The following is a 23,744-nucleotide window of genomic DNA, read 5'->3' on the forward strand; positions in this document are numbered from 1 at the left end:
CTAAGCACTCCGCTGCACCCGTGCCGCAGGACGGCTTTTCATAAATAGCGCCATCAGACCGGCGACAAGGGGCAGGACAAAGAGGGTGGAAATAGCCGCTTGAAGCCCCCAAAGATCGGCGATGCGGCCGATCAGAACCACCGCAAGGCCCCCGATTCCTCCGGCGAAGCCTAAAGTTAAACCTGCTGCCATGGCTTTATTATTGGGAATAACCTCTTGAGCCGCGACCACGGTCACAGAAAAGCTCGAGAGCAAAGAAGCCCCTGCTAAGGCCAGGAAGACAGTGCTTAAGGTTCCCTCTGTGTAGAGGAAGGCAAAGAACAAAGGTGTAGTCAGAAGGAGGGATCCTACGATTAAAGGCTTCCGGCCAAATCGATCGGAAATAAAACCGCCGATAATTCCACCCACCGCTCCAGAGGCAAGCATAATGGTTACCAGGTGGCTGGCCGCGATATTGGATAAATTCTGGGATTTAAAATACAAAGGTAGCATGGTGAGCATTCCTGTATAAGCTAAAGAACGTATGGCGATGACTCCGACGATAGCGCTTAGTTCCTTTGCAGCGGCTTTCAGAGAAACCACCAGAGCGGAAAACTCAGGAGGGTTTTCGGGAGAGACATTGACTCGGGGAGCAAAGAATAGGAGCAGCAAGGATACCATCACGCCGGGAATCACCATGTAGAGGGTTCCCTGTAACCCATGGGCTTCAAATAAGGGCACTAAGAGCAGAGGGCCAAGGGCAAAACCAAAATTACCAAAGGCAATGAACGCGGAAAGTAAAACCGCTTTATAATCTCCGCTGAGAATATTGACCATGGTAGAAGCCTGGGGATGAAAGGCCGCCGTACCAAGGCCGGCCAGAGTAGCTAAAGTAACCAGAAGGATATAATTCTCATGAACAACCCCTGTCAAGCTGAGCAATATGCCCATCCATAGGGTTCCTACATAGACAAACCAACGCTTGCCGCGGCGATCCAGATAATAGCCGATAAAGGGTTGAACCAAAGAGGAAGAAATGGTAAAGGAAGATACGAGAATCGCCGCTTGAGTAGCCGTGAAGCCGGGATATAAAATAATCAGAAAGGGAAGCATCTGGGGAAGAAAATTGCTGTAGAGATCATTGAGCATATGGGCTAGAGATAACACGCCGATTTTAGAGTATTGAACAGGCTGTTTTTGAATAGGTTGTTTTATTGTAATGGCCATAAAAATAACCCCTTTTTCATCAGTATCTAAACAAGATCTGATATTTTTTTATTTCGTAATTCCTCTTCCATATTCTTTTCCGCTGCAAGCATAACTTTTTTTATTGAGCATTCAGGGTTCGAGTTCAAGCAACAGTCAAACAAAGAGGATTTACCCTCTATGGCTTGGATAATATCCAAAAAGGTGATCTCCTCCCAGCGGGGACTTAGGGAATACCCTCCATTGACTCCTGGTGAAGAATGAATCATACCTTCCTTAACTAACTTATTAAGTATTTTCGATAAGTAGGTAGATGAAACATTTTGCTTTTCAGCTAATTCCTGAACCCCCAGTTTTTTTTCTGATTCACTCCTGGCAAGAAACAAGACTGTGTGAAGAGCATAATCTGTCGCTCTCGAGTACTTCACTAAAAAGACCTCCTTAATTATAGAGTATATGTATCTATGATATCCTTAAGTAATATTTACGTCAATGATTTCTCTATCTAAGGTAAACCTGAATTCCGGATCTGACGCTTCGCGGCGAATTGAAAAAATAGCTGAAGACCAAAGTATAGGAGGACATAAGAGAATAGGAAGCGAATATCTAGAAAAGCGGTTCACAAAGATAGTCGTGAACAAGGAAAAAGAATTACTTCAATGTGGAGGCTCCCATGATAAAATATCCCTCGCCGAAAGCTCCTTTTACTATGATGCTCTTTTTACTTATCTTCCTATCTCTATTCCTAACGGGTTGCCAGGATCAATCGAATCCCATTGGATCGACTGAGCGAACGGGTCAAAATGAGTTTGCTCCCATTCCTGTACCCGAACCGAAATCTGAGCTCATAACCCAGAAGGAGACCATTACCCTAACCGCTTTAGGGGATATACTCATGCACAACACCCTGATCTGGTCAGGGGGCCAGCCGGATGGCTCCTATGCTTTTAATTTCTTTGGAGCAGTAAGAGATTTGATGGAGGAGGGAGATTATTGTACCACTAATCTGGAGGCAGCCCTGGCTGGTCCAGAGAAAGGTTACACCGGGTATCCTCTATTTAACAGCCCGGATGGCATCGCAGATCACCTGAAATCCTACGGAGTGGATGGGGTGGTCACAGCCAATAATCATATTCTTGATCAAGGATACCAAGGGGCAGTCAGGACTGTAGATGTCCTCGAAAAAGCAGGACTGGATGTTTTGGGTATTCGTAAAGGTCCAGAGGATTCTGGTTATTTCATTAAGGATATCCGCGGCATTAAGGTGGGCTATTTGGCCTATACTTATGGAACCAACGGTTTAAGCCTCCCTTCAGAGCACCAGTATTTTATTAACATGCTGGAAAAAGAGCGGATTCTCCAAGATATCCATCAATTGCGCTCTCAAGTAGATTTGCTAATCCTTGTACTTCATTGGGGAGTGGAATACAGTACAAAGCCCACTGAAGAACAACGGACCCTTGCTCAAGAATTTTTGACAGCGGGTGCAGATGCCATCGTAGGAAGCCATCCTCACGTGATTCAGCCGGTGGAATACTTCAGTATTGATGGTAAAAAGAAATTTGTGGCCTATTCCATTGGGAACTTTATCGGGGACCAAAGGGGTCAGGAGCGCAACAGCGGTGTCATTCTTCGGTTAAAATTCAACATTGAAAAAATAATTCAACCCGGCAAGTCGGAAAACTTTGCTTCAAAAGAGACTTCAGGTACTGCGTCAAAAGGGGTCTCCGATACTGTGGTATCCCTAACCACCGTATTGGAGGAAGTGGAGCTAATTCCGACGTACTCCCACAGTTATACTAGAGGGGGCAGGCAGCAATTCCGCGTCATCCCCGTAGAAAAAACCATCGAAAAAATTAAGGACAATGAAGAGGAAGTCTTTACCGGCAATGATCTGCCCCTCCTTGAAAATGTTCTGAAAACCACTCAGGAGCGTTTAAATCAACTAACCCCTTGAAAGAGTAAGACGGATTATATATGGAGTGTCGCAAACTATTTTTTAACATAGGCGGCGATGCTATTTTCATAGGCTTTGTCTAAGGTTCAGTAGAGGCAAGCATGGCCTCGGCTGGCGCCAAAACGGGTGTATCTTACTAGGATAGGCCCGTTTTTCTATTACTATCAACTTCAATGCCTCTTTACGGCATCACTGATGTATGGAGGCTGCAGTATGGGACACTATTTTCCAGGTAACCCCACGAACCTAAAAGAAAAGGCTCGAATATAGTTAGAGTGGAGGGATATTTATGGTTTTTAAGGGGGGTCAGAAATGGATGCCTTAAGTTTGGTTGTGCTTTTAGCTGTCGTGGTAGAGAAGGTTGTGGACCTCTTTAAGACGATTGTCAGCGCGATTCCCTTTCTACCTGATAAAATTCGCCCCCTTACCTTAGAATTGATTAGCTTGAGTATAGGGATTCTTCTTGCCTATGAAACCCAAATCAATGCCCTAAGCTTAATTGGAATTCAGACTAAAGATGGGTATGTGGGGGTCATTATCACTGGTTTAGTGGTCGGTAAGGGTGCTAATTTCGCCCATGACTTTTTCCATCACTTTAATGTCAAACAGAGAAACGGACCATAATGCATATTGGATCATAGAATAAACGGAGTATAGATTAAAGAAGCAGTGAAAATTAGGAGATAAGTAGTAGAGAGTATGCTAAGGGATGTGCTAAGAGCTAAAGAAGGAAAAGAATACCAAGAAATGGAGGGATTATTACGGGATACGAAGTGAAAGACCAAATCCTGGTCAATAATCGACCTCAAGAGTCTCTGCGGCCCCAGGGCTTCGTGATTCACTCCACAGCGACTCCTGGGGCTACGGCCCAAAATGAATTTAACTATTTCAACAGCCAGCACCGAGCTGCCTCTGCCCACTATTTTGTGGATTGGACTGAGATCATTCGTGCCATTCCAGAAAATGAAGTGGCCTGGCATGCCGGGTATACGGCCAACCATCGTTTTCTGTCCGTGGAAATGAGCGAACCCCGTGAACATGAGCCCCAAAAATTCCAGGAAGTCTGGAAACGGACCCTTTGGCTGGTGGCTGACGCCTGTGTCCGCTACGGATGGGCAACAAGCAATGTCCTCTCACATCGAGATATATCCCTTACCTATCGAGAAAGCAATCATACGGATCCCATCGATTATCTGAAGGCCTACGGCTATACCTGGGAGGACATGATCATGGCTTTAGAGGGAGAAATCGATGGACTACACAACAGCAATGTAGGAGGAGATGACAAAGTGGAGCATCTAATCTTGGTGGGTCGGGGAGCGGATGAGAGGGCAGCTGGATACTTGGCGGATTATCTTCAGGCTCCCATTCTTTACTTGGATCTTCTAAGCAAAGGGTATCTGGATTCGGCTAAGAAAATATATGTGGTCGGTGGAAGCACTAAACCCTTGGAGAGGGCCATTCTGATTTCAGGAACTGATCGTTATGGAACCTGGCAGAAAGTACTGGATTTTATCCGGACCGGAAGAGTATAAGCTGGAAACAAACCAGAGTAGTATTTTTCCTTAAAATCATAAAAGACGAGACTTTTACAGCTTAAGTCCCGTCTTTTTACTTTATTATACATATTGATTTACCCTCATAGACTATTTGGAATAGAAGCCCTCCAGTACATGCTTATAGGCCGCCAAGGTCATTTCTCCAATTCTGGACCAAGAATAATGATTCTGAATATGTTGCGTTAAAGGCTCCGGCGAGAAGGTCAAGGCCTTTTCTAAGGCAGGAGTCAGGCTTTTTTCTTCAAAGGGGTCTATATAGACAGCCTTATCCAGAAAATACTCCTTGGTACACCCTTGATCCGTGGAAAGGACCACAGCACCGCAGGCTGCCGCCTCTAAGCTGGATAACCCCGGTGTCTCGAACCAACTGGGTATAGCATGAACCTTGGCTGTAGCATAAGCAGAGGCCAGCAACCGACCTTGTATGGTGCCCAGGTAAACCACATTGGGATAAGCTTGTACTTCCTCAAAATACTTCGGTTCATTAATAGGGCCTGCCAGGACAAGAGTAAGCCCTAGCTCCTGACAGCATTGGGCCAGCCATTTTTGATTCTTACGGGATGAAATACGGGCTACCGAGAGAACGAATTCTTCCGGAAGTCCCGGGCATTGCTCTCGGAAATAAGTTTCGTCAATGCCAAGATACTCAAGAGGAAACCCATTGGGAATCACCTTATAAGGTGTTGTGACCTGGAAGTCTCCTTGAATCTGCTCCATTTCCGCTTGGCCGTTAGGAAGGAGCAGATCACAATCCTGCAGCAATTGACAGCGCCAAGGCTGATAGGATTCCCATTGCTTTAAAGCTGCCGAATTTATTTCTACTTTTTCTAAGTAAGGCGCCATGTTCCAATATATGGGGGATGCCACAATGGGTTTATTCTGCTTTTTGGCATTTTCTAAAAACATAGAGGCATCCACCACTCGAGTGACATTAAAAATATGAACCAAGTCATATTCTTCAAGCTGGACCTTAGGATTAAGGGATAAAAAGACCTGTATCCCAAGGTTTCTTAAGGCTTGAGCTGTGGCTAGAAGCTGAATGGTATCTCCCGCTGGGTTTTTGCGATAATCCTGACGGACTTGAAAAAGAACTTTCACACTAATATCCCCTTTTCAAGGCTTTGAGCAAGGTTTCTGTAGCCAGATTATAGCGCTGGGCCAGATGTTCCAAAGTCATGTCCAGTAAATAATAGATGCCGCAGCCGGAGACGGGGATACCCAGTCTGCGAAAAAGAGGCTTCAACTGGGGATATTGCTTCAGTACATCCCCGTATTTCATTAGGCTGTTTATGTTAACCATCGCTGCCAAAATCCTTTCTTTGCAGCCACTTCTCTTTGTGTTTGTATGTGATGGACTTGAGTTTCCAGCTGTTGTAGAGTGTTAAGGGTCTGATCGTTTTTAGTTTTAAGCTCCTTGAGGAGTTCCAGTACCTCGGGAAGGGAGTTCACTTTTTCACTTAAGTATTCCAGGTTACTGGTGATGTGTGTGGTACTCTCTTTCAGATCACTGAAGATAAGGCTTAAATGGCGAGAAGAGGAGCTATCATTAGATGTTTCCTGGGGGTTGGTCTGCTCAGAGGTGGTAGGGGGAGGGGCTTGGGCGGTACAAGCTAGAGAGTTGCCTTGTCCAGAGATAGCTTGAGCATCGATTCCATCCGTCGTGGTCTGAGGAAGGTTCTTTCCATGGGGAGCAACTTGCAGGCTATTGTCCTGATGAACAGAAACCTGAGGAGTCCCATTGAGAGAGGAGGTCCTGACCAGGGACAGTTCCTGGGCAAATAAAGGGGCTTCTTGACCGGCTATGCCCAGCCAATGAGTATAGGTGGTTGTTCTCTCAGCTTTCTGAGCGATGTGCAGGGAGAAAAAGTCACCGGAATGGGCTAAGACAGGCTTCCAGCTCCTCTCTTGGACCTGAAACAGTACAGCTTGGTTAATGTTTACTAAAAGATTGAGAATACCCTGGGATTCAATAGCTCCCAACCCCTTCAAGGGGCCTTCAAGATTGGTTGCCGGTGGGGCATCGATTCGCCAGGTACTCTTAAAGTCATTCAATTTACTTTGGATTCCGTGACCGATTTCAAAGCGATCACTGGCCGGTTGTTTGGCTGCCCAGAAAAGATGCCCTTCATCCTGAGGGGTAATAACCGCCGTCATGTCCACTACTTCACGGGGGATAGTAAGGACCTCCTGACGTTTAGACCAGAGATAAAAGGTCCCATTAAACATACTGGCCAGCAAAACGGAGCGACTTCCTAGAAAGGTCATCATGAGAACATGAAGATTGGAGCGGGAATCCATGAGCACATGATACAAAGGATAGCGAGGATGAACTACTTCTCCCAGCAGGGCGGATTTCCAGGTCTGACCGTTCCAGAAGAGATGGGTGATGCGCCAGACATCGGGAAGTCCATAATGCGAACTGGCATAGAAGATATGAATTTCCTTACCCGCGGGAAAGAGGAGTAGACGATCAAAACGCTGGGTCCGAATATCCAGTCTACCCAGGGACATGGTTTGATGATGTCCGGTAGGAAGGATAACAGAGTAACAAAAATCACCGGAAGCTTTTATGTAGGCGAGATGAATCTGCTGGGCATCATCAAGAGTTCCCTGAGCAAGAAGAATGGATTCCTTTAACTCAAACAATGGATGACTATCGGAAGAAGATAAGGTTAATCCATCACTGCGCATCTCTAATAAGTAAGAAGTACCCTCATTAAGTAAAAGGCAGGATTGGGATGGGGAAGTATATGAAGGCAATAGGCACACCTCCTATGATGTTGGACTAGGGCTGCCTAATGACAGCCCTAGCATTTACAGACATTAAGAACAGTTGATAAGAGTGTAAGCTTAGGTGAGATTCACATACACAGGGCCGGGAACGGGACTGGGGAGTAGTGGAGGGAAGAAATCCGTTGGGAATGGAGTGAGATTTGGATTCAAGAAGTCGATGCGAGGCTCTTCGGTGGGGAACTCTTCGCTGAAAGGAGGCTCTGGGCAATACCCAAAAGCGTCAATGGCCAGCTGCACAAATCCGGTTAGCTTCGCAATAACGAAAGACCCTACAGTGATGATTAAATCGTCCCCAGATATGATGGCTGGAGCCAGGAGCTCGCTGCGAGTTTCAACCCTTAGGTTGAAATCGAACTCAGGACGGGTAGGCGGATAGTAAATTACGATGTCCTTGAAGATGTCCGGCAGACAGCCTGCAACAGTGAGGAGCTGCCCGGCAGCATTTCTTACAGTGGCGGTGAAGCAGATGCGCACGGTGAATTGAGCCCGGGCAAAATTTGGACGGCTGGGAATAGGGGTAATAACGATACTCTCGGGAAGGATGACCCCATTTTGGAAAGTCATGTCCACATAAGTGAACGGGCCGCCGAAATCAGGCAAGTCAATTGGGAAGTTTGGAAAACACTCTCTCTGTTGGCAGCTGAAAAAGACTTTCTCGACAATTATGCATACTCTTTCGCGATAGGGGTCATATGGATAGAGGTCAGCCATGAGTTGTTTTCCCTCCTTTTTTGTATTTTCGGGGTATTCTATTCAAGTTTTACCCCAAATGTTACAGGATTAGCCTGTGTAGAGCCCTTGCTTAAGGATTTTATTATGAATTTCTACAGCTCGCTTTTGCCAGGTGTTTTGCAGGGCGAAGGCCTGTAAGGCCTCTTGATCGGTGCTCTTAAGCAGGGCTTCCTCAATGTGTTGGGAGAAAGCTTCTGCAGTGGTAGCTAGGTTAAGACCAGGACAGTAATCTTCCCGATGTCGCTCAGAGTCCTCGGCACTAAGGCTCTGAATGACTTTTTGGGCTCTTATAAGCTCCGGCAAAGGAGTAGCTATAGTGGGTAAACCGGCTGCAGCATATTCGTATAGCTTAATGGGATTACAGCCTATGGTCATAGGTGTCAGCTTAAAGGGAATGAGACTGACATTAAAGCGGTGGAGATAACCGGGAAGGCTGTCATAAGATTTTAAGCCGAGATAGCTTATATTGGGTCCCTCTAAAGGAAAGCGCTTGAGCATCATCAAAGCACCGAGAAAAATAAAATGAAAATCGGGACAACTTTCAATTACCTCCTTCATCAGATCCCAATCCAGCCAAGGAGCGATGGCTCCGCTGTAGCCAATAACGGGCTGCCCTGTCGGTAGATCAAGAGGACGTTTTTGGGGTGTACAAAAATGAGAAAAATCTACCCCGTTGCGCAGTAGGGTTACCTCAGGATGCTGTGGTGCCAATTGATCATAAAGGCTCTGGGAGGAAGCAAAAACCAGTTTAGCTTGGGTGAGTAAAGGTTTTATGTAGGGCCCCCAGGCAGCGAACTCCTCCTTGGCTTCATCGGAGCAATCAAAAATCACCGCATCCGGCCGATAAGTATCAATGAGATGGAGATGTTGGGGAAAAGTCAGCCAAAGAATACGGGGTCGAGGATGAGCCAGTGCCAAAGGCGAGATTCCTTGACAGAGATAGAAGGAATCCCAGAGTTTTTTGACCTGGGGCTGAGGAAAAGCCCCGCGGTCTTCATAAAAGATGGTATACCCTAAGTAAGAAAGCTCCCGCATAAGTTGTTGCGGGCGCTGAACCATCCAACTCCAAGGCAAAGTCCGCGGATAAATAATGGTCGGCATTCTTTCACCTCCTTTGATACAGGGGAGCGGTTTCTTGCCCCACTCTGTGGCTATTAGCTCGGAACACGGAGATGAACTGCTTGGTTCCAGAACTAACTTGCTATAGACTATGTAAAAAATAAGGAAGGCGTAACCATTGAGGTCACGCCTTAACTAATTCTAAGAGAGGTTTAGGTTACGGATTAAGATACTTCACCCTGATCAGAGTTTATCTCTGATCTCGTCACTCTTTACAGCTGAGCGAAGATTTGCACGTAGTAATTACCGGAGCTGCTGCTGACAACACCCACTCCTACATGAGTATAAGCAGGATTCAAGATGTTTTTGCGATGGCCGTCACTGCTCATGAAAGCAGCCATAGCAGCATCTACTGACATATTGCGGGCAATATTCTCACCGGCAGAGCGGTATTGAATGCCTGCATTTCTTAGCATGTCAAAGGGAGAACCGTAGGTGGGAGAAGTGTGGCTGAAATAGCCGTTGGTTTTCATATCCTGGGCCTTTAACCGGGCTACATCCACTAAGAGAAGATCCACCTTCATAGGAGCGAGACCAGCGTCTGCTCTCTCTTTATTGATCCCGTTAATCATAAGTTGTTCTTGGGTGCTGACTGTGGTGGTAGCACTAGTGGGAGGAGTGGTTGGCTGAGTGGCTGGTTTGGTCGGTGCAGGCTGAGTTGGAGCCGGTTTGGTTTGTGCTGGCTGAGTCGGTGGAGGGGTTGGGTTAGAAGGCTTTTCAGCTTTCGGAGTATTCATGGGATTCGTATTCACAGGTGTAGATCCGTTTTGAGTAGAGCCGTTAGAATCATTATAAGAAGGAGCCGAAGGTGTACTCGGTGTCGTGGGTCTGGTGTTGTTCGTCCAAGGCATGCAGGAACGCAGTGAGATGATGGAACCATTGGAACCGCTTGAAGAATAAGAATTGCTCACCTTAAGCGCAGCTTGAACAGGAGCCCCAGCCACTGCCAACAAAACGACTAAGGATACGCCGATGGCTAGCTTTTTCGCCTTTTTCATAACATACCTCCAAATGGTTTTACGACCTTAGAAATATTTTGGAACATCTTACCAACTTTTATAGAGCTTGGAGTTAGGTTATTCTTGGATAGATACGGATATCGCTGGAAATTTCCCATAACTGCTCAAAAAAGGTATAATAATTGTTGTCCGACATACCTTTAATACGATTTATTTTCGTCTATTTGAAGGGGCTTGATTTAGAGATTTGAAATAATAACACTCAGTGAGAGGTCGTGAGCTAGTGGGCTCCAAAGTCGTCTTAAAATACTGTCCGGAATACACTTCTGGTGTAGAAGAGTTCTTAAGAAGCGGATTACAAGAATTGGGGGGCATGGAGACTTTTGTGAAACCGGGTCAAAAGGTCTTCCTTAAAGTAAATTTACTTATGAAAAAACGTCCCGAAGAAGCTGTCACCACCCATCCCAGTGTGGTGGAGGCTGTTGTTCGTTTGGTTCAAGAAGCGGGAGGAATTCCCATCATCGGGGACAGTCCTGGGGGGCCCTATACGGTGGGTGCTCTCCAAGGCATATACGCTCGCTGTGGACTTAAGGAAGTAGTGGAACGAACGGGAGCAGAACTCAACTTTGATGTAGGCCAGGAAGTGGTTGCCCATTCTGATGGAAAGCTGGTTAAAAGCTTAACAGTCACCAAAAGTGTCTGCGATGCCGATGTGGTGATTTCCTTATCAAAATTAAAAACCCATGCCATGATGACTTTTACGGGAGCTGTAAAAAACCTTTTCGGTATAATTCCGGGACTGCTTAAAGCGGAATATCATTTTAAAATGCCGGAGGTCACACAGTTTGCGGATCTTCTCGTGGACATAGCCACCTGGGTTAAACCCGCTCTCAGTATTATGGATGGAATAGTGGGGATGGAGGGGGATGGTCCCTCGGCAGGTCAACCACGGGCAGTGGGTGCACTTCTCATGAGTGAGAATCCCTTCGCCCTAGATGTAGCGGCCACCCATTTAATCGGCCTAAAGCCAGAAAGAGTTCCCACCATCATGGCTGCCAGAGAGCGGGGTTTTGCCAGTCGCATTGAGGAAGTAGCTCTCACAGGGGATCCTCGATCTCTATGGCGCATCCAGAGTTTTGCCGTTCCTAAATCCATGTCTATAAACTTCATTGACCGAGTGCCCTTGCCATCGGAAGCAAGAAAATTTATCCTGAATCAGGTTCGCCCTAAGCCTTTGTTTCACCATGACCAATGTGTGGGCTGTGCAGATTGTGTGAAGAATTGTCCACCTCAGGCATTGAAATTAAACGATAAAAAAAGACCCGAGATCGATCTCGAGGCCTGTATTCGCTGTTTTTGTTGTCAAGAACTTTGTCCCCACCAAGCGGTAGAGATTCGTAAGCCGGGATTAGCCCAAAGGATATTTAAATAACTTAGAAAATCAATACCTGGAAAATACTTGTCTGTCCATTGGGGAACACTACTCTTGTTCTTTTCGTGTCCAGCGGTTGCTGTCACGAATACGGTATTTTTCCATCATCCGGGCAAAGGCCTCTTCCAAATCGATGTTGAGAGAATTGGCCATAGAAATGATAATAAAGAGGATATCGGCCATTTCCAAGGCCAGATCCCCTTCAGGCTCATTGGGCTTTTTCGGTTTTTCGCCATAACGATGGTTGACTTCCCGGGCCAGCTCACCTACTTCTTCGGTCAGGCGGAGCATCATGGATGAGGGCTGCCAATACCCTTCCTCGAATTGAGTAATCCAGTCGTCTACTTGCTTTTGCCAATCTTTAATTTCCATGATTTAAAACCTCCTAGAGTTCTACGAAATTAAGCATTGTGTTCTCAAGTTAAAAAAATTAATAAATTATTAAGATGAAGTATCCTTTAATTTATTCCTATTAAAGTGTAAAATAAATTCCTGAGACGAGCAAGGGATTCAGCCCCTCTATGCAGAATTGTATGGAGAAAGAGAAAAGCAGAGGAGGTAGACCGTGAGTCAGTTGCTTTCACAACTACAATCATCTTTTGATTGGCGGACAATACTGGATATTGCGGTCGTGGCCATTGTCCTTTATCAGCTCCTGATGCTGATCAAGGGAACTCGTGCTGTTCAGCTTCTTAAAGGAATCCTTGTGCTGCTTATTCTATCCAATATTGCTCAGTTTTTAAAATTATCCACCATCAATTGGCTGTTGGATCGACTCTGGTCCATGTTCTTTATCGCGTTGCCTGTTGTCTTTCAACCGGAGTTGCGTCGGGCCTTGGAGCAAATCGGTCGTGGTAAGTTCTTCGTGCGTCATCCTCAAGCAGTAGGCAATGATGCTATGATTCAAGTTATTGATGAACTGGTACGATGTACCCAAGTTCTTTCTAAGAACCGGATTGGGGCATTAATCGCAATGGAGAGGACCACAGGCCTTCAAAACTATGTAGAGACAGGCATCAAAATCGATGGTGTGGTTTCCTCTGAATTCTTGCTTAATGTGTTCATTCCCAATACTCCTCTTCACGATGGGGCAGTTATCATTCGCAATGATCGTGTCGCAGCGGCAGGGTGCTTCTTGCCCCTTTCTGAAAGCAATGCCATTCAAAAGGAACTGGGAACACGCCATCGAGCGGCCATAGGCCTTACAGAAGTCTCCGATTCGGTGGTTATCATTGTCTCAGAAGAGACAGGAGCTATATCAGTAGCAACTGATGGAGTATTGACTCGTTTCCTTGATGAAAAAAGCCTGAAGGAATTATTGTGTCGCGAGCTTCAAGTGGATACCACGACCAAGAGTTATGTGCCCTTTTGGAGGTCATAAGAATGAAAGAAATGATACAACGGAACTTAGGATATAAAACCATTAGTTTAGTCTTGGCTATTCTTTTTTGGCTTTGGGTGACAAGCCAAGGAAACAGCCAGACCTTAGATCGGGATCCGACTTTGACCCTCTCCTTGATCACTAAGAATACACCCGCCAACTCTATGATTATGACCAAACTGCCCTCGGTGAGAGTCAAGACGGAGGGGTATAACCCAAGCATCAATGTCAATGAGCTTTTTGCTTATGTGGATCTCAGCGGCAGCGAACCCGGAGAGCATGACTATGAAGTGAAGGTTGATCCCATTCCTAATATTAAGATCGTCGAGATTTCTCCTCGGGTGGTTACCCTGCAATTGGATACGGTAGAAGAAAGAATGCTTCCTGTAACCGTGGAGGTTTCCGGAACACCTGCTAATGGCAAAAAGCCCGGGGAGACTATCGTTAAGCCCAGTGAGGTCAATGTCAGGGGACCCAGCAGCCTATTAGGTGAAGTGGATAAGGTTTTGGTGGAGGTCAGTGTGGCCGGAGCCAATGAAACCTTGCAAGTTTCCCGGCCCCTCTTGTTCCGTGACAAAAACGGATTGGCCATCTTTGGCCCCGATCCCAGTGTAGAGACTATCACCTCAAGCCCCACCAGTGTGGATATCATTGTCCCCATTGTGGCAAAAGAGTTGGAAAGCAAAAGAGTTCCTCTTAACGCAACCACCACAGGGACTCCCGCCGAAGGAAGAGAAGTACGCTCCATTCAGGTGGTTCCCAATGGAGTTCAGGTCTATGGTGAGACTGAAGCTCTTGCACAGTTTAATGCATTGACTATTGGTTCTGTGGATATCAATGGACTATCTGAGACAAGAACCTATGAGATATCTTCGGATAAAGTGAGCTTGCCTGAAGGTTTAAGCTATGGATCTAGGACAACTTTCTCAGTCATTGTGGAAATGGGCAGTACTATTCAGGACAAAACCCTCTACGATCTTTCCATTGAACTTAAGAATCTTCCTGGGGATTTAGTTCTTGAGAAACCGCTTCCTGCGATCAGTGTGACGGTCAGAGCTTACCCGGAAATTCTCAATAGCTTAACTAAAGAGCAGATTTCTCTCTGGATCGATGCGGTTGGCAAGACTGCGGGAGAGCATACCGCTAAGGTTTATTGGCATTTGCCTGCCGGTGTTGAGATGATTTCTGTCCCAGATATTACCTATACTCTGAAGGCCAAAGACGATCCTCCTGAAGAGCCGGAAAATCCGGGTAATCCAAGTAGCCCTGGAAACAAGCCGGTAGTGTAGGATAACATTGCTTCGTCCAAAGAGCATTTGGACAGTGGTTTACTCAGTAATGTATAAAGAAGAGATGTACCACTAAGTAAGTGGAGGTATACTCATTGAACCTCATATGGACAAATTTACGGGTGCCGGTAGAAGAGGATGAACGACAACTTCCTCTGATGATGGCCCGTAAGCTTAAAGTTCCCCAGCAGAGCATCTCCAACTTGCGAATTTTGCGCCGCTCAGTAGATGCTCGAAAAAAGCCCCAATTATTTTTCTCTTATACCCTCGGATTTTCCTTGGAGATTCCGTATAAAGAAGTGGACCGTGTCTTGCATCGGGTAGCCGGTCTCAAACCTGAACCCCAGGTTATGCCGAAGCCTTTTATAAAGCCTGAGAAAAACTTAAGTCATCGTCCCATCGTGGTTGGGGCTGGACCCGCAGGATATTTCGCTGCTCTGGCTTTAGCCAGAGCTGGCTATGCGCCACTGGTCCTGGAGCGGGGGGATGATGTGGAGACTCGGACCTTGAAGGTGGAGAACTTTTGGAAAAAAGGTCAGCTGGATATTGAAAGCAATGTTCAGTTTGGAGAAGGAGGAGCAGGAACCTTCTCTGATGGAAAACTAACCACCCGCATAGCGGATCCTCGTATTACAGAAGTATTGGAGACCTTTGTAGAGCAAGGGGCTCCTGCGGAAATACTTTTTCTGGCTAAGGCTCATATCGGAACAGATATCTTGAAAATCGTGACTCAAAGACTTCGGCAAAAAATCCAGTCCATGGGGGGAGAAGTGCGTTTTCGCGCTAAACTCACAGGTCTACGTCATCAAAACGGGAAGCTTACCGGTGTTGAGGTGAATCACTCGGAGGTGATCCCGGCAGAGGCGATGATCCTGGCTATCGGGCACAGTGCTCGGGATACCTATCGGCTGCTGCTGGAACAAGGGGTCCATCTGGAACAGAAGGCTTTCGCCATTGGGCTTCGGGTCGAGCACCCTCAGGAGCTCATTAACACCAGCCAATATGGAATGGAACTCCATCCAAAACTGGGCCCTGCCGATTATCAGCTGACGTATCAGGACACAACGACCGGTCGAGGGGCCTATGCTTTTTGCATGTGTCCCGGTGGAAAAGTGGTGGCCGCTGCTTCAGATGTGGAACGGTTGGTGACCAATGGCATGAGTGAATATCGACGGGATACAGGAGTAGCCAACAGCGCCCTGGTAGTGACTGTAGGAAAAGGGGACTTTCAAGGGGAGCATCCCTTAGCGGGGGTTGAATTTCAAGAGTATTGGGAGCACCAGGCTTTTTTAGCCGGTGGTCGTGATTATAAAGCTCCGGCGCAAAGTGTCCGAGACTTCTTAGCAAAGCGGGTCTCAGGAGAATTTCTTTTGCCTTCCAGCTATACTCCGGGCATTCATCCTGTTGAACTCCACGCTGTTTTACCGCAAGCCGTGGGTGATGTGTTGGACAGAGCCCTACTTTCCTTTGACCAGAAGATTCAGGGCTTTGCCGGCGAAAAGGGGACCTTGACGGGAATCGAAACTCGAACCAGTGCTCCGGTGCGTATCACTCGGGATAAAACAGGAGAATCTTTGCATATCCAAGGGCTTTTTCCCGCCGGTGAAGGGGCAGGTTACGCCGGTGGAATCATGAGCGCCGCCGTAGATGGAATCCGCAGCGCCGAACGAATCATGGCTCAGTATAACCCTGCAGATTAGGATGAACCTCCTATTTGTGAAATATTACAAAAGAGAATCAGATATATTTATGTTTTAGAGTCTATTACTAAGGAATAAGATGATATTGATGGCAATGCTTTGCCTTAGAAATCCAGTATGCCCATAAGGTAGTAGCGTTATGGAAGGGGTAGTTTACTTGGGTAAATTGTTTGGAACGGATGGGGTACGAGGTGTGGCTAATAAGGAGCTAACGCCCGACTTAGCGTTTCGTTTGGGTCAGGCCGGTGCCTATGTATTGAGTAAGGAACACCCCCATCCTCGTATTGTAATCGGCAAAGATACCCGGATTTCCGGAGATATGTTGGAAGCAGCCTTAATTGCCGGGATATGCTCGGTTGGAGCTGATGTGTTGAGGGTAGGGGTTTTACCCACTCCAGGGATTGCTTACTTAACACGAACTTTAGAAGCCAGTGCCGGAGTCGTCATCTCAGCATCTCATAACCCGGTTCAAGATAATGGAATAAAGTTTTTTTTCTGTACAGGTTACAAGCTCCCTGATGCGGTGGAGGAAGAGATCGAAGACCTTGTCCGTAGTCATGAAAAGCCCTGGGCCACCCCCATTGGTGGTGAAGTAGGGCGAGTGATAGAGGTCCAGGATGCCGAGCGTCGGTATATGGATTTCCTGAAAAGGACCGTAGGCTCCCTTGCAGGAATTAAGGTGGTTTATGATGGTTCCAATGGTGCTGCATTCCGGGTAGGTCCCCAAGTTCTTCAGGAACTGGGAGTGGAGGTAATCCCTCTATCTGTTACCCCTGATGGGGTTAATATCAATGCAGGTTGCGGCTCCACCCATACGGAGGTACTTCAACAAGCCGTAGTCGAGCACAAGGCCGACCTGGGCTTAGCCAATGATGGCGATGCGGATCGCTTAATAGCCGTAGATGAAGAAGGAAAAGTCGTTGATGGGGACTTTATTATGGTTATTTGTGCCTTGGCGCTAAAAGCCAAAGGACAGCTGGCAGAGAATTCCATCGTAGTCACTGTCATGAGTAATCTAGGCTTGCATATCGCTTTAAAGGAAGCTGGAGTTAAAGTTTATGAGACCCAGGTAGGGGATCGTTATGTTATGGAAGAGCTCCTCAAAACAGGAGCGAAGCTAGGGGGTGAACAGTCCGGGCATATTATTTTCCTGGATCATAACACCACCGGCGATGGCCTGCTTACGGCTTTGCAGCTTCTAGCAGTGCTTAAGGAGCAAGGAAAACCAATCTCAAAGCTCGCCGCCCAAATGCAGCGTCTACCTCAGGTACTGATTAATGTTCAAGTTAAGGATAAGAAGAAAGCCATGGAAAACCCTTATGTCTTCCAAAAGGTGGAGGAAGTCAAACGCTTTCTGGGAGATCGGGGGCGGGTTCTCGTACGCCCATCCGGAACTGAGTCCTTAGTTCGTGTCATGGTAGAAGGCCAGGATCATGAGCAGCTCATGGGCCTAGCCCAATCCGTGGTGGATATTATTAAACGGGAAGAGCTTTAAGAAATTTTTGGCTGAATTTAGTCAAAAGAAAATATTTACTGTAGATATTTTTCAAGGAAGACGTATAATGTTCATGTGCCTCAAACTATTCTTTAATCGTGGAGTGTCATGATAAATGATGCTTTGTAAAGATCAAAGGACAGCTCTGGAGTGTACATGAACATTCTTGATAGGGGGGATGTGTAAGAAGGAAGAAAGAGCAAAGTGAATGAGTGTAACAAGACATCTGTGTGGTTAAGATCTGGCAAGTTCATATAGCGCCTGGACCAGAATCGAGGTACGAAGTACGAAGTACGAGGCACGAGGTTCTAACATCGAATCTCGATCATGGTTGACGAGGAGGAGGGTTATCGAAAGACTCGGCGGATGCCCTCTCGGTGTCTTGACACCGTAAGCTTATCACAAAACCGTGAAGTAATTTGCGGGACAATAGGTAAACTTCAAGGAATAGGAGTAGTCTGCCCTTTTTTGGATTACCTCTTTATTCATGCTGCCAGAAAACCTTGAACCGCTCGGAGAGCGGTTTTTTATTTCACTATCAGAAAGTATAAACTTGCGTTATATACTTTCTAAGCATAAGGGCAACCAACGGCTTCGCCTCACTGGGGATATGGGTCAAAGGCACGGCGAAGCCGGGTTTTCTTTATGTATTACCTTTAGAGGCTTCCTTGTGTGTCTATGCATGTGAAGCAGAGTTGAGAGGAGAAAAAAACTATGTGTGGTATCGTTGGATATATTGGTAAACGCCCGGCTATTCCTGTTCTATTGGATGGACTAAAGAAGTTAGAATACCGCGGATATGATTCATCCGGGGTGGCAGTCCTTGAGCAGGACGCCATTAAGGCCTGCAAGACAGTAGGCAAATTAGCTGTTTTAGAAGACAAGCTGGGAGAGGATTTTTCTCAGACCTGCATCGGCATCGGGCATACCCGTTGGGCAACCCATGGCCGTCCCTCCGATCTCAATGCTCATCCTCATTTGGATACTGAAGCGAAATTCGCCGTAGTCCATAACGGGATCATTGAGAACTATATCGAGCTGAAGGAGTGGCTAATCGAACAAGGTCATGCCTTTGTGTCGGAGACAGACACCGAAGTATTGCCCCACTTAGTGGAGTATTTCTATAAGGGCGACTTAGTCGCAACGGTACGCGAAGTGATTAATAAACTCAAAGGCTCCTTCGCTATTCTGGTGATGAGCCGTCAAGATTCGGATATTCTTGTGGCTGCCCGCAAAGACAGTCCCATGGTTGTAGGATTAGGAGAAGAGGAATTCTTGGTAGCCAGTGATATTCCTGCTATCCTTAACTACACTCGCAAAACCTATATCATCGAAGATGGTGAGATGGTTGTTCTCACTAAAGATGGGGTAAAAATTACGGATTTTGAAGGGAAAGAAAAGGAAAAGCAGCTTTATGAAGTGAAGTGGGATGCCGTAGCAGCTGAAAAAGCTGGTTATGATCATTTTATGCTTAAAGAAATCTACGAACAGCCTCGTGCTCTTCGGGATACCTTAATCGGCCGCTTGGAGGAAAACAGGGCCGTTCTTAGTGAAGTGAACCTAACTGCAGAACAACTGAAGAACTTTCGAAAAGTCTTTATCGTGGCCTGTGGCACAGCTTGGCATGCGGGCTTAGTGGGGAAAACTCTCATTGAACGCTGGGTTCGTCTCGCGGTAGAAGTGGATATCGCTTCAGAATTCCGCTATCGTTCTCCCTTAGTAGATGAGCACACGTTAGTCGTGGTCATCAGCCAATCCGGTGAAACCGCTGATACCTTAGCAGCCCTCCGGGAGGCCAAAAGAAACGGTGCCCGCGTAGTCGCCGTCACTAATGTGGTAGGAAGCTCTGTAGCCCGTGAAGCCCATGATGTAATTTACACCTGGGCCGGCCCGGAAATCGCCGTAGCCTCCACTAAGGCCTATACCACCCAATTGGAAGGAATGGTCCTTCTAGGGCTATATCTGGCTCAGATTCGCGGCACCCTGTCTGCCGAAAAAATCCAGGAAGTCATTGCTGCCCTACGCAAAATTCCCGCTCAAGTTCAGGAAATTCTCGATGAGGCCGAGCATATTAAAGACTTTGCTCAGTCCTTTGTTGATGTAGAAGACACTTTCTTCATCGGTCGTAGCCTGGATTGGAACGTGGCTATGGAAGGTGCTCTAAAGCTCAAAGAAATCTCTTATATTCATGCGGAAGCCTATGCAGCCGGGGAACTCAAGCACGGCACCCTAGCCTTAATCACCGACAAGACTCCTGTCATTGCCCTGGCCACTCAGATGGATGTCTATGAAAAGACTCTATCCAATATTATCGAGGTCAGAGCCCGTGATGCCCGAGTCATTGGCATCACCTTCAAAGGTAATAAGGACCTGGTCAAATCAGTGGACCATGTAATCTATTTGCCCGAGACCATCGCCGAACTGGCTCCGATTCTTACCGTGATTCCGATGCAACTCTTGTCTTACTATGTTTCCGTAGCCAGAGGCTGCGATGTGGATAAACCAAGAAATTTGGCAAAAAGCGTTACTGTCGAGTAACTTCTTAAGCCCAAGATAGTTTGCAGAAGTAAAAAAGAATAATAAAACCCGTGGTATTGGTCGGCTGCGAACCGGTCAAGACCACGGTTTTTTTATTCCTTATCGATTTGTATTTTTCTAAAAATGTAGAGGTTAATTGAAGAAGATGTAGAACTATAATATCAAAAGCAATTAAAATATTCTCTAAATAGGATTTGCACAATATTATTTTGAAAGGAAGTAATGCCAATGGAGCAGAATGTAAAACCTTTTGAAAAATTTTTCTCCGGTAGTCATCTGATTCTGGGTGAGGCTGGATCTGGGAAGACGAAATTAATATGGTCTATCCTTCAGGACAGAGAATATGTCAAAGAGAATACAATCAACATTGTTCTTACAGATTCGGAAAAAAGGATGTGGCACGATTCACACCAGAACCCCGTTATAACTATAGATCCGTATGATTCAGATATTTCTTGGGCTACTAATCCTAGCAAGCCTGGTATTTACCATTGTGCTTGTGATTATGCTCCAAGAATTATTACTTTTTTGGAGTGTTTAGCTACTTGGGCGATTCGAAATGAAAAGAAAATCGAGCAAAAAGTACGTATTTTCATTGATATATCCACGAAAATATGGGTGCTTCCTGAATTTATAGAGCAAGTAAACAGACTACACTTTATTGCAAGCAGCCAGGAAGAGAACTCCATTGAAATTTGGGCAGTTTTAGGTAGTCTAAAGAAACTGACAAATCAGGTCAAACCAATCTTTGCTTGCGTCAATCTAGTCCTAATGAATCCCATTTCTCCATCTTGGATAGATGAACTCAAAGATATAGTAGGCATCCAATGTGGAAATCTCCGGGATAAATTGGATGGCGTCCAAGTTGGAAAAAAAGAAGGGTATTATTATGCTCCCTCTAACGATCGGGATCTTTATTTCCAGTCCAATTAGTAAAAAATTAAGACTGCAGCGTCCTAAATGATGAAGATATAATCTAAAAATGAAACCCGTGGTAGTAATCGGCAATATCCGGTTAATGCCACGGGTTTTAAGATGTCTTTCTGTTCTAGAAGCCATATTTCGGCTTCTTCTTTATTTTCATACATTCTAAAATTTCCTTTATTGGTTTGCATGCCATTTCTTTAAATCTTGCCTTTTTGAATGGTCTTTTGGGGAGGTAATAAGGGCAGCTTTTATAAAATTTCTTAAGGTGAAACTTCATTGTTATTAGGGTTTCGGATGACAGAGAATTTGTATTTGTCTCCGCGGTAAATGGCAGTCTTTTTTTCCAGAGGTTGATTTTGGTCAGAATAGATTACGGATTGAACGATAAAGATCGGGCTCCCTTTCTTAACTTCCAGGATGCTTGCAATATAACTATCAGCTATTGAAGCCTCAATAGTTTGACTTATGGTTCTCAGGTTGATTTCAGGGATGTTTTTATATAGATCCAGGGTAGTAAAGGATTCGTGACGAGAAGAAGCTGACACAGCAAGCTCCAGCATTTTCTGGCCCAACTCAATGGAAAAATAAGAATTATAAAAAGCCATAGGATTATCTTCGTTTAATCCAAGTAACTTCAACTGAAAGATATGCTCGACTAGGGGAACATTGAGAATGAGACTAATTTCGTAAGAATTGGGCAGGACAAGATATTCCATGATTTTGGTGTTGGGCTTAAGTCCTTTCATAAGAAGGGAATTCTGGAAAGGAGTGATTGTAAAAAGCTCTTGTTCTACTTTGGGCTCTGCCACAAAGGTACCTTTTCCGTGGGTCTTAAAAATCAGCCCCTCTTTTTCCAGTTCATTCATGGCTTGTCGGACCGTAATGCGACTGACATCATATAACTCACATAATTCCCGCTCAGAGCGTAGCTTTTCACCCGGGAGAAATTCACCATCTTTAATTTTTTGTGTAATCAAGTTCTTCAACTGAATATACAATGGAATTTGATTATCATTAAAAGCGCTTGACATATTACCACCGTCCTATTTTATAGGTCTGACTTTAGCATAATTCTAAATTATTTACAAGACCAATTAGAGAATTTGCATAACTGGACATAACCATTAAAAAAACTTTGAAAAATTTTTAAACTTTATTATTTTTAAAGAAGGAATAGAAGGAAGAATGTAGAATGTCATATTATAACTGGATATAACCAGTAATATCATTAGAGGAAGTGGATATAATTATTCAGCCGATGATTACTGTAATTATCCGGAAAAAACTATAGGGGGATCTAGCATGAAAAAAGAACTGAAATTCCTTAGTCCTAACGGTCATCTTGGTTTTGGCCCGACAAAAGAGAAGAGTTTCTACATTGGAGTTAGTGAAAATCCCGACTATATCTTATGCGATTCGGGTAGTGACGATATCGGGCCTGGTCCTTTAGGCGCCGATATTTGCACAAGTTTAAAATCCACTCAGATCCATGACCTTGAACTGATGCTGGTGGAAGCACGCAGATTGGGTGTACCGATGTTGATTGGTTCTGCCGGAGATACCGGCACGAATAAACAAGTGGATGCCTATGTTCAAATTATCAAGGACCTTGCTAAAAAACATAATATACCCAAATTCAAACTGGGGTATTTCTATTCAGAAGTTGATAAAGAGTACCTCATGACTAAGCTCGAAAACGGTGAAACTTTGGAGGGTTTAGACGGACGTGGCAATTTGACAAAGGAAGAGATTGAGAAGACCGATCGCATCGTTGCGGTAGCTGGAGTCCATCCTTATATTAAACTGCTTGACATGGGAGCAGACGTTATTATTGGTGGACGCTCCAGTGATTGCGCTATTTTTGCAGCTCCAGCCATTCAACAAGGATACCCGGAGAACCTGTCCTATTATTTAGGCAAAGTCCTTGAATGCGCATCTTTCTGTGCAGAACCTTACGGCGGTAAGGAATCAGTAATGGGTATTATCAGTCACGAAGATGTAAAAGTTAAAGCAATGCATCCGGATCAAATGTGCACTGTGGCATCCGTTGCCGGTCATGCTATGTATGAAAGAACCAATCCTTACTTTGAGTATGTTGCCGGCGGCATGATGGATATGAGTCAATGCGTTTACGAACAGCATGATGAGAAAACCTGCCGCATTACCAATCCCAAATTTGCACCTATTGAAGGCAAAGTCAAGGTTAAGCTGGAGGGAGCTGGAAGAGTAGGCTCCCGCTTTATCGGTATTGCCGGAATCCGTGATCCCTATTCAGTACAAAATGTGGATCAAATGATTGAATGGGCTAAGAGTCAAGTCGTAGAACGGTTCGGAGAAAACGGTTATGAGCTCCATTATCATGTCTATGGTAAGAACGGAGTCATGGGTGATCTGGAACCTATCAAAGAAATCAAGTCTCATGAACTTTGTGTGATTGTTCAAGGTGTTGCTCCTACTAAGGAAATGGCTGAAGAAGTAGCAATGCTGGGCTGCCGTCAATTATTCTACGCACGCTTACCAGAAGTTAAGGGAACAGCGGGTTCTGTAGCTTTTATCCTGGATGAAGTCGTACAAGCAACAGATGCTTATACATGGACCATGGATCACACTGTACCTGTGGATGACCCTATGGAGCTCTTCAAAGTCACTATGATCGACGTAAAATAATCAAAATTAGA

General features: G+C 45.5%; 21 protein-coding genes. 11 read left to right on the forward strand and 10 right to left on the reverse strand.

Annotated elements, in window-relative coordinates:
* Both DESDE_RS03330 and DESDE_RS03335 read right to left on the reverse strand, forming a co-directional pair.
* A complete protein-coding gene (locus DESDE_RS03330; protein ID WP_014792623.1) occupies window positions 1–1,206 on the reverse strand; it encodes an MFS transporter in 1,206 nt (401 codons plus the stop codon).
* Window positions 1,207–1,232: 26 nt separating this feature from the next.
* Complete coding sequence (locus DESDE_RS03335; RefSeq protein ID WP_014792624.1) at window positions 1,233–1,613, reverse strand: RrF2 family transcriptional regulator; 381 nt, start codon at window positions 1,611–1,613, stop codon at window positions 1,233–1,235.
* A gap of 245 nt (window positions 1,614–1,858) precedes the next feature.
* Here DESDE_RS03335 and DESDE_RS03340 point away from each other — a divergent pair, with 245 nt between their 5' ends.
* The 3 genes from DESDE_RS03340 to DESDE_RS03350 all read left to right on the forward strand — a co-directional run bounded on the left by DESDE_RS03340 (window position 1,859) and on the right by DESDE_RS03350 (window position 4,677).
* Window positions 1,859–3,142: a CapA family protein gene (locus DESDE_RS03340; RefSeq protein WP_014792625.1), complete on the forward strand. Its 1,284-nt coding sequence runs from the start codon at window positions 1,859–1,861 to the stop codon at window positions 3,140–3,142.
* Window positions 3,143–3,454: 312 nt separating this feature from the next.
* Entirely contained in the window at window positions 3,455–3,766 is a 312-nt protein-coding gene (locus DESDE_RS03345) for a hypothetical protein (RefSeq protein WP_014792626.1), read from the forward strand.
* A 149-nt stretch (window positions 3,767–3,915) separates the two neighbouring features.
* Complete coding sequence (locus DESDE_RS03350) at window positions 3,916–4,677, forward strand: peptidoglycan recognition protein family protein (RefSeq protein ID WP_014792627.1); 762 nt, start codon at window positions 3,916–3,918, stop codon at window positions 4,675–4,677.
* Window positions 4,678–4,788: 111 nt separating this feature from the next.
* Here DESDE_RS03350 and DESDE_RS03355 read toward each other — a convergent pair whose 3' ends face one another.
* The 6 genes from DESDE_RS03355 to DESDE_RS03380 all read right to left on the reverse strand — a co-directional run bounded on the left by DESDE_RS03355 (window position 4,789) and on the right by DESDE_RS03380 (window position 10,343).
* Window positions 4,789–5,799, reverse strand: a complete 1,011-nt coding sequence (locus DESDE_RS03355) for a glycosyltransferase family 4 protein (RefSeq protein WP_014792628.1) — start codon at window positions 5,797–5,799, stop codon at window positions 4,789–4,791.
* 1 nt (window position 5,800) lies between these two features.
* Window positions 5,801–5,980: a hypothetical protein gene (locus DESDE_RS03360; RefSeq protein ID WP_242831319.1), complete on the reverse strand. Its 180-nt coding sequence runs from the start codon at window positions 5,978–5,980 to the stop codon at window positions 5,801–5,803.
* Window positions 5,981–5,988: 8 nt separating this feature from the next.
* Entirely contained in the window at window positions 5,989–7,470 is a 1,482-nt protein-coding gene (locus DESDE_RS03365) for a hypothetical protein (protein ID WP_242831320.1), read from the reverse strand.
* An 81-nt stretch (window positions 7,471–7,551) separates the two neighbouring features.
* Entirely contained in the window at window positions 7,552–8,205 is a 654-nt protein-coding gene (locus tag DESDE_RS03370; protein ID WP_014792631.1) for a hypothetical protein, read from the reverse strand.
* Window positions 8,206–8,274: 69 nt separating this feature from the next.
* The gene (locus DESDE_RS03375; RefSeq protein WP_014792632.1) at window positions 8,275–9,327 is read right to left on the reverse strand and encodes a glycosyltransferase family protein; all 1,053 of its coding nucleotides are present in this window, start codon (window positions 9,325–9,327) and stop codon (window positions 8,275–8,277) included.
* A 230-nt stretch (window positions 9,328–9,557) separates the two neighbouring features.
* Window positions 9,558–10,343, reverse strand: a complete 786-nt coding sequence (locus DESDE_RS03380) for a CAP domain-containing protein (protein ID WP_014792633.1) — start codon at window positions 10,341–10,343, stop codon at window positions 9,558–9,560.
* A gap of 244 nt (window positions 10,344–10,587) precedes the next feature.
* Between DESDE_RS03380 and DESDE_RS03385 the strand changes: the two genes are divergently transcribed.
* The gene (locus DESDE_RS03385; RefSeq protein WP_014792634.1) at window positions 10,588–11,736 is read left to right on the forward strand and encodes a DUF362 domain-containing protein; all 1,149 of its coding nucleotides are present in this window, start codon (window positions 10,588–10,590) and stop codon (window positions 11,734–11,736) included.
* Window positions 11,737–11,784: 48 nt separating this feature from the next.
* Here DESDE_RS03385 and DESDE_RS03390 read toward each other — a convergent pair whose 3' ends face one another.
* Window positions 11,785–12,108, reverse strand: a complete 324-nt coding sequence (locus DESDE_RS03390; RefSeq protein ID WP_014792635.1) for a nucleotide pyrophosphohydrolase — start codon at window positions 12,106–12,108, stop codon at window positions 11,785–11,787.
* Window positions 12,109–12,301: 193 nt separating this feature from the next.
* Here DESDE_RS03390 and cdaA point away from each other — a divergent pair, with 193 nt between their 5' ends.
* From cdaA to DESDE_RS03420, 6 genes are all read left to right on the forward strand, one after another.
* Entirely contained in the window at window positions 12,302–13,117 is an 816-nt protein-coding gene (gene cdaA, locus DESDE_RS03395) for a diadenylate cyclase CdaA (protein WP_014792636.1), read from the forward strand.
* Window positions 13,118–13,119: 2 nt separating this feature from the next.
* On the forward strand, window positions 13,120–14,406 hold the full coding sequence (locus tag DESDE_RS03400; protein WP_014792637.1) for a CdaR family protein: 1,287 nt from the start codon (window positions 13,120–13,122) through the stop codon (window positions 14,404–14,406).
* A gap of 95 nt (window positions 14,407–14,501) precedes the next feature.
* On the forward strand, window positions 14,502–16,106 hold the full coding sequence (locus tag DESDE_RS03405) for an NAD(P)/FAD-dependent oxidoreductase (protein ID WP_014792638.1): 1,605 nt from the start codon (window positions 14,502–14,504) through the stop codon (window positions 16,104–16,106).
* 157 nt (window positions 16,107–16,263) lie between these two features.
* Window positions 16,264–17,601, forward strand: a complete 1,338-nt coding sequence (gene glmM / locus DESDE_RS03410) for a phosphoglucosamine mutase (RefSeq protein ID WP_028305442.1) — start codon at window positions 16,264–16,266, stop codon at window positions 17,599–17,601.
* 714 nt (window positions 17,602–18,315) lie between these two features.
* On the forward strand, window positions 18,316–20,139 hold the full coding sequence (gene glmS, locus DESDE_RS03415; protein WP_014792640.1) for a glutamine--fructose-6-phosphate transaminase (isomerizing): 1,824 nt from the start codon (window positions 18,316–18,318) through the stop codon (window positions 20,137–20,139).
* Between the two features lie 228 nt (window positions 20,140–20,367).
* Window positions 20,368–21,072, forward strand: coding sequence for a hypothetical protein (locus DESDE_RS03420; protein WP_014792641.1), 705 nt, complete (start codon window positions 20,368–20,370; stop codon window positions 21,070–21,072).
* Window positions 21,073–21,326: 254 nt separating this feature from the next.
* Here the strand turns inward: DESDE_RS03420 and DESDE_RS03425 are convergent, their stop codons facing one another.
* Window positions 21,327–22,097: a GntR family transcriptional regulator gene (locus tag DESDE_RS03425; RefSeq protein WP_014792643.1), complete on the reverse strand. Its 771-nt coding sequence runs from the start codon at window positions 22,095–22,097 to the stop codon at window positions 21,327–21,329.
* 271 nt (window positions 22,098–22,368) lie between these two features.
* Between DESDE_RS03425 and DESDE_RS03430 the strand changes: the two genes are divergently transcribed.
* Window positions 22,369–23,733, forward strand: coding sequence for an acyclic terpene utilization AtuA family protein (locus DESDE_RS03430; RefSeq protein ID WP_014792644.1), 1,365 nt, complete (start codon window positions 22,369–22,371; stop codon window positions 23,731–23,733).
* Window positions 23,734–23,744: the final 11 nt, after the last annotated feature.

The sequence above is a fragment of the Desulfitobacterium dehalogenans ATCC 51507 genome, assembly GCF_000243155.2.
In the GTDB taxonomy this organism is placed as follows: domain Bacteria; phylum Bacillota; class Desulfitobacteriia; order Desulfitobacteriales; family Desulfitobacteriaceae; genus Desulfitobacterium; species Desulfitobacterium dehalogenans.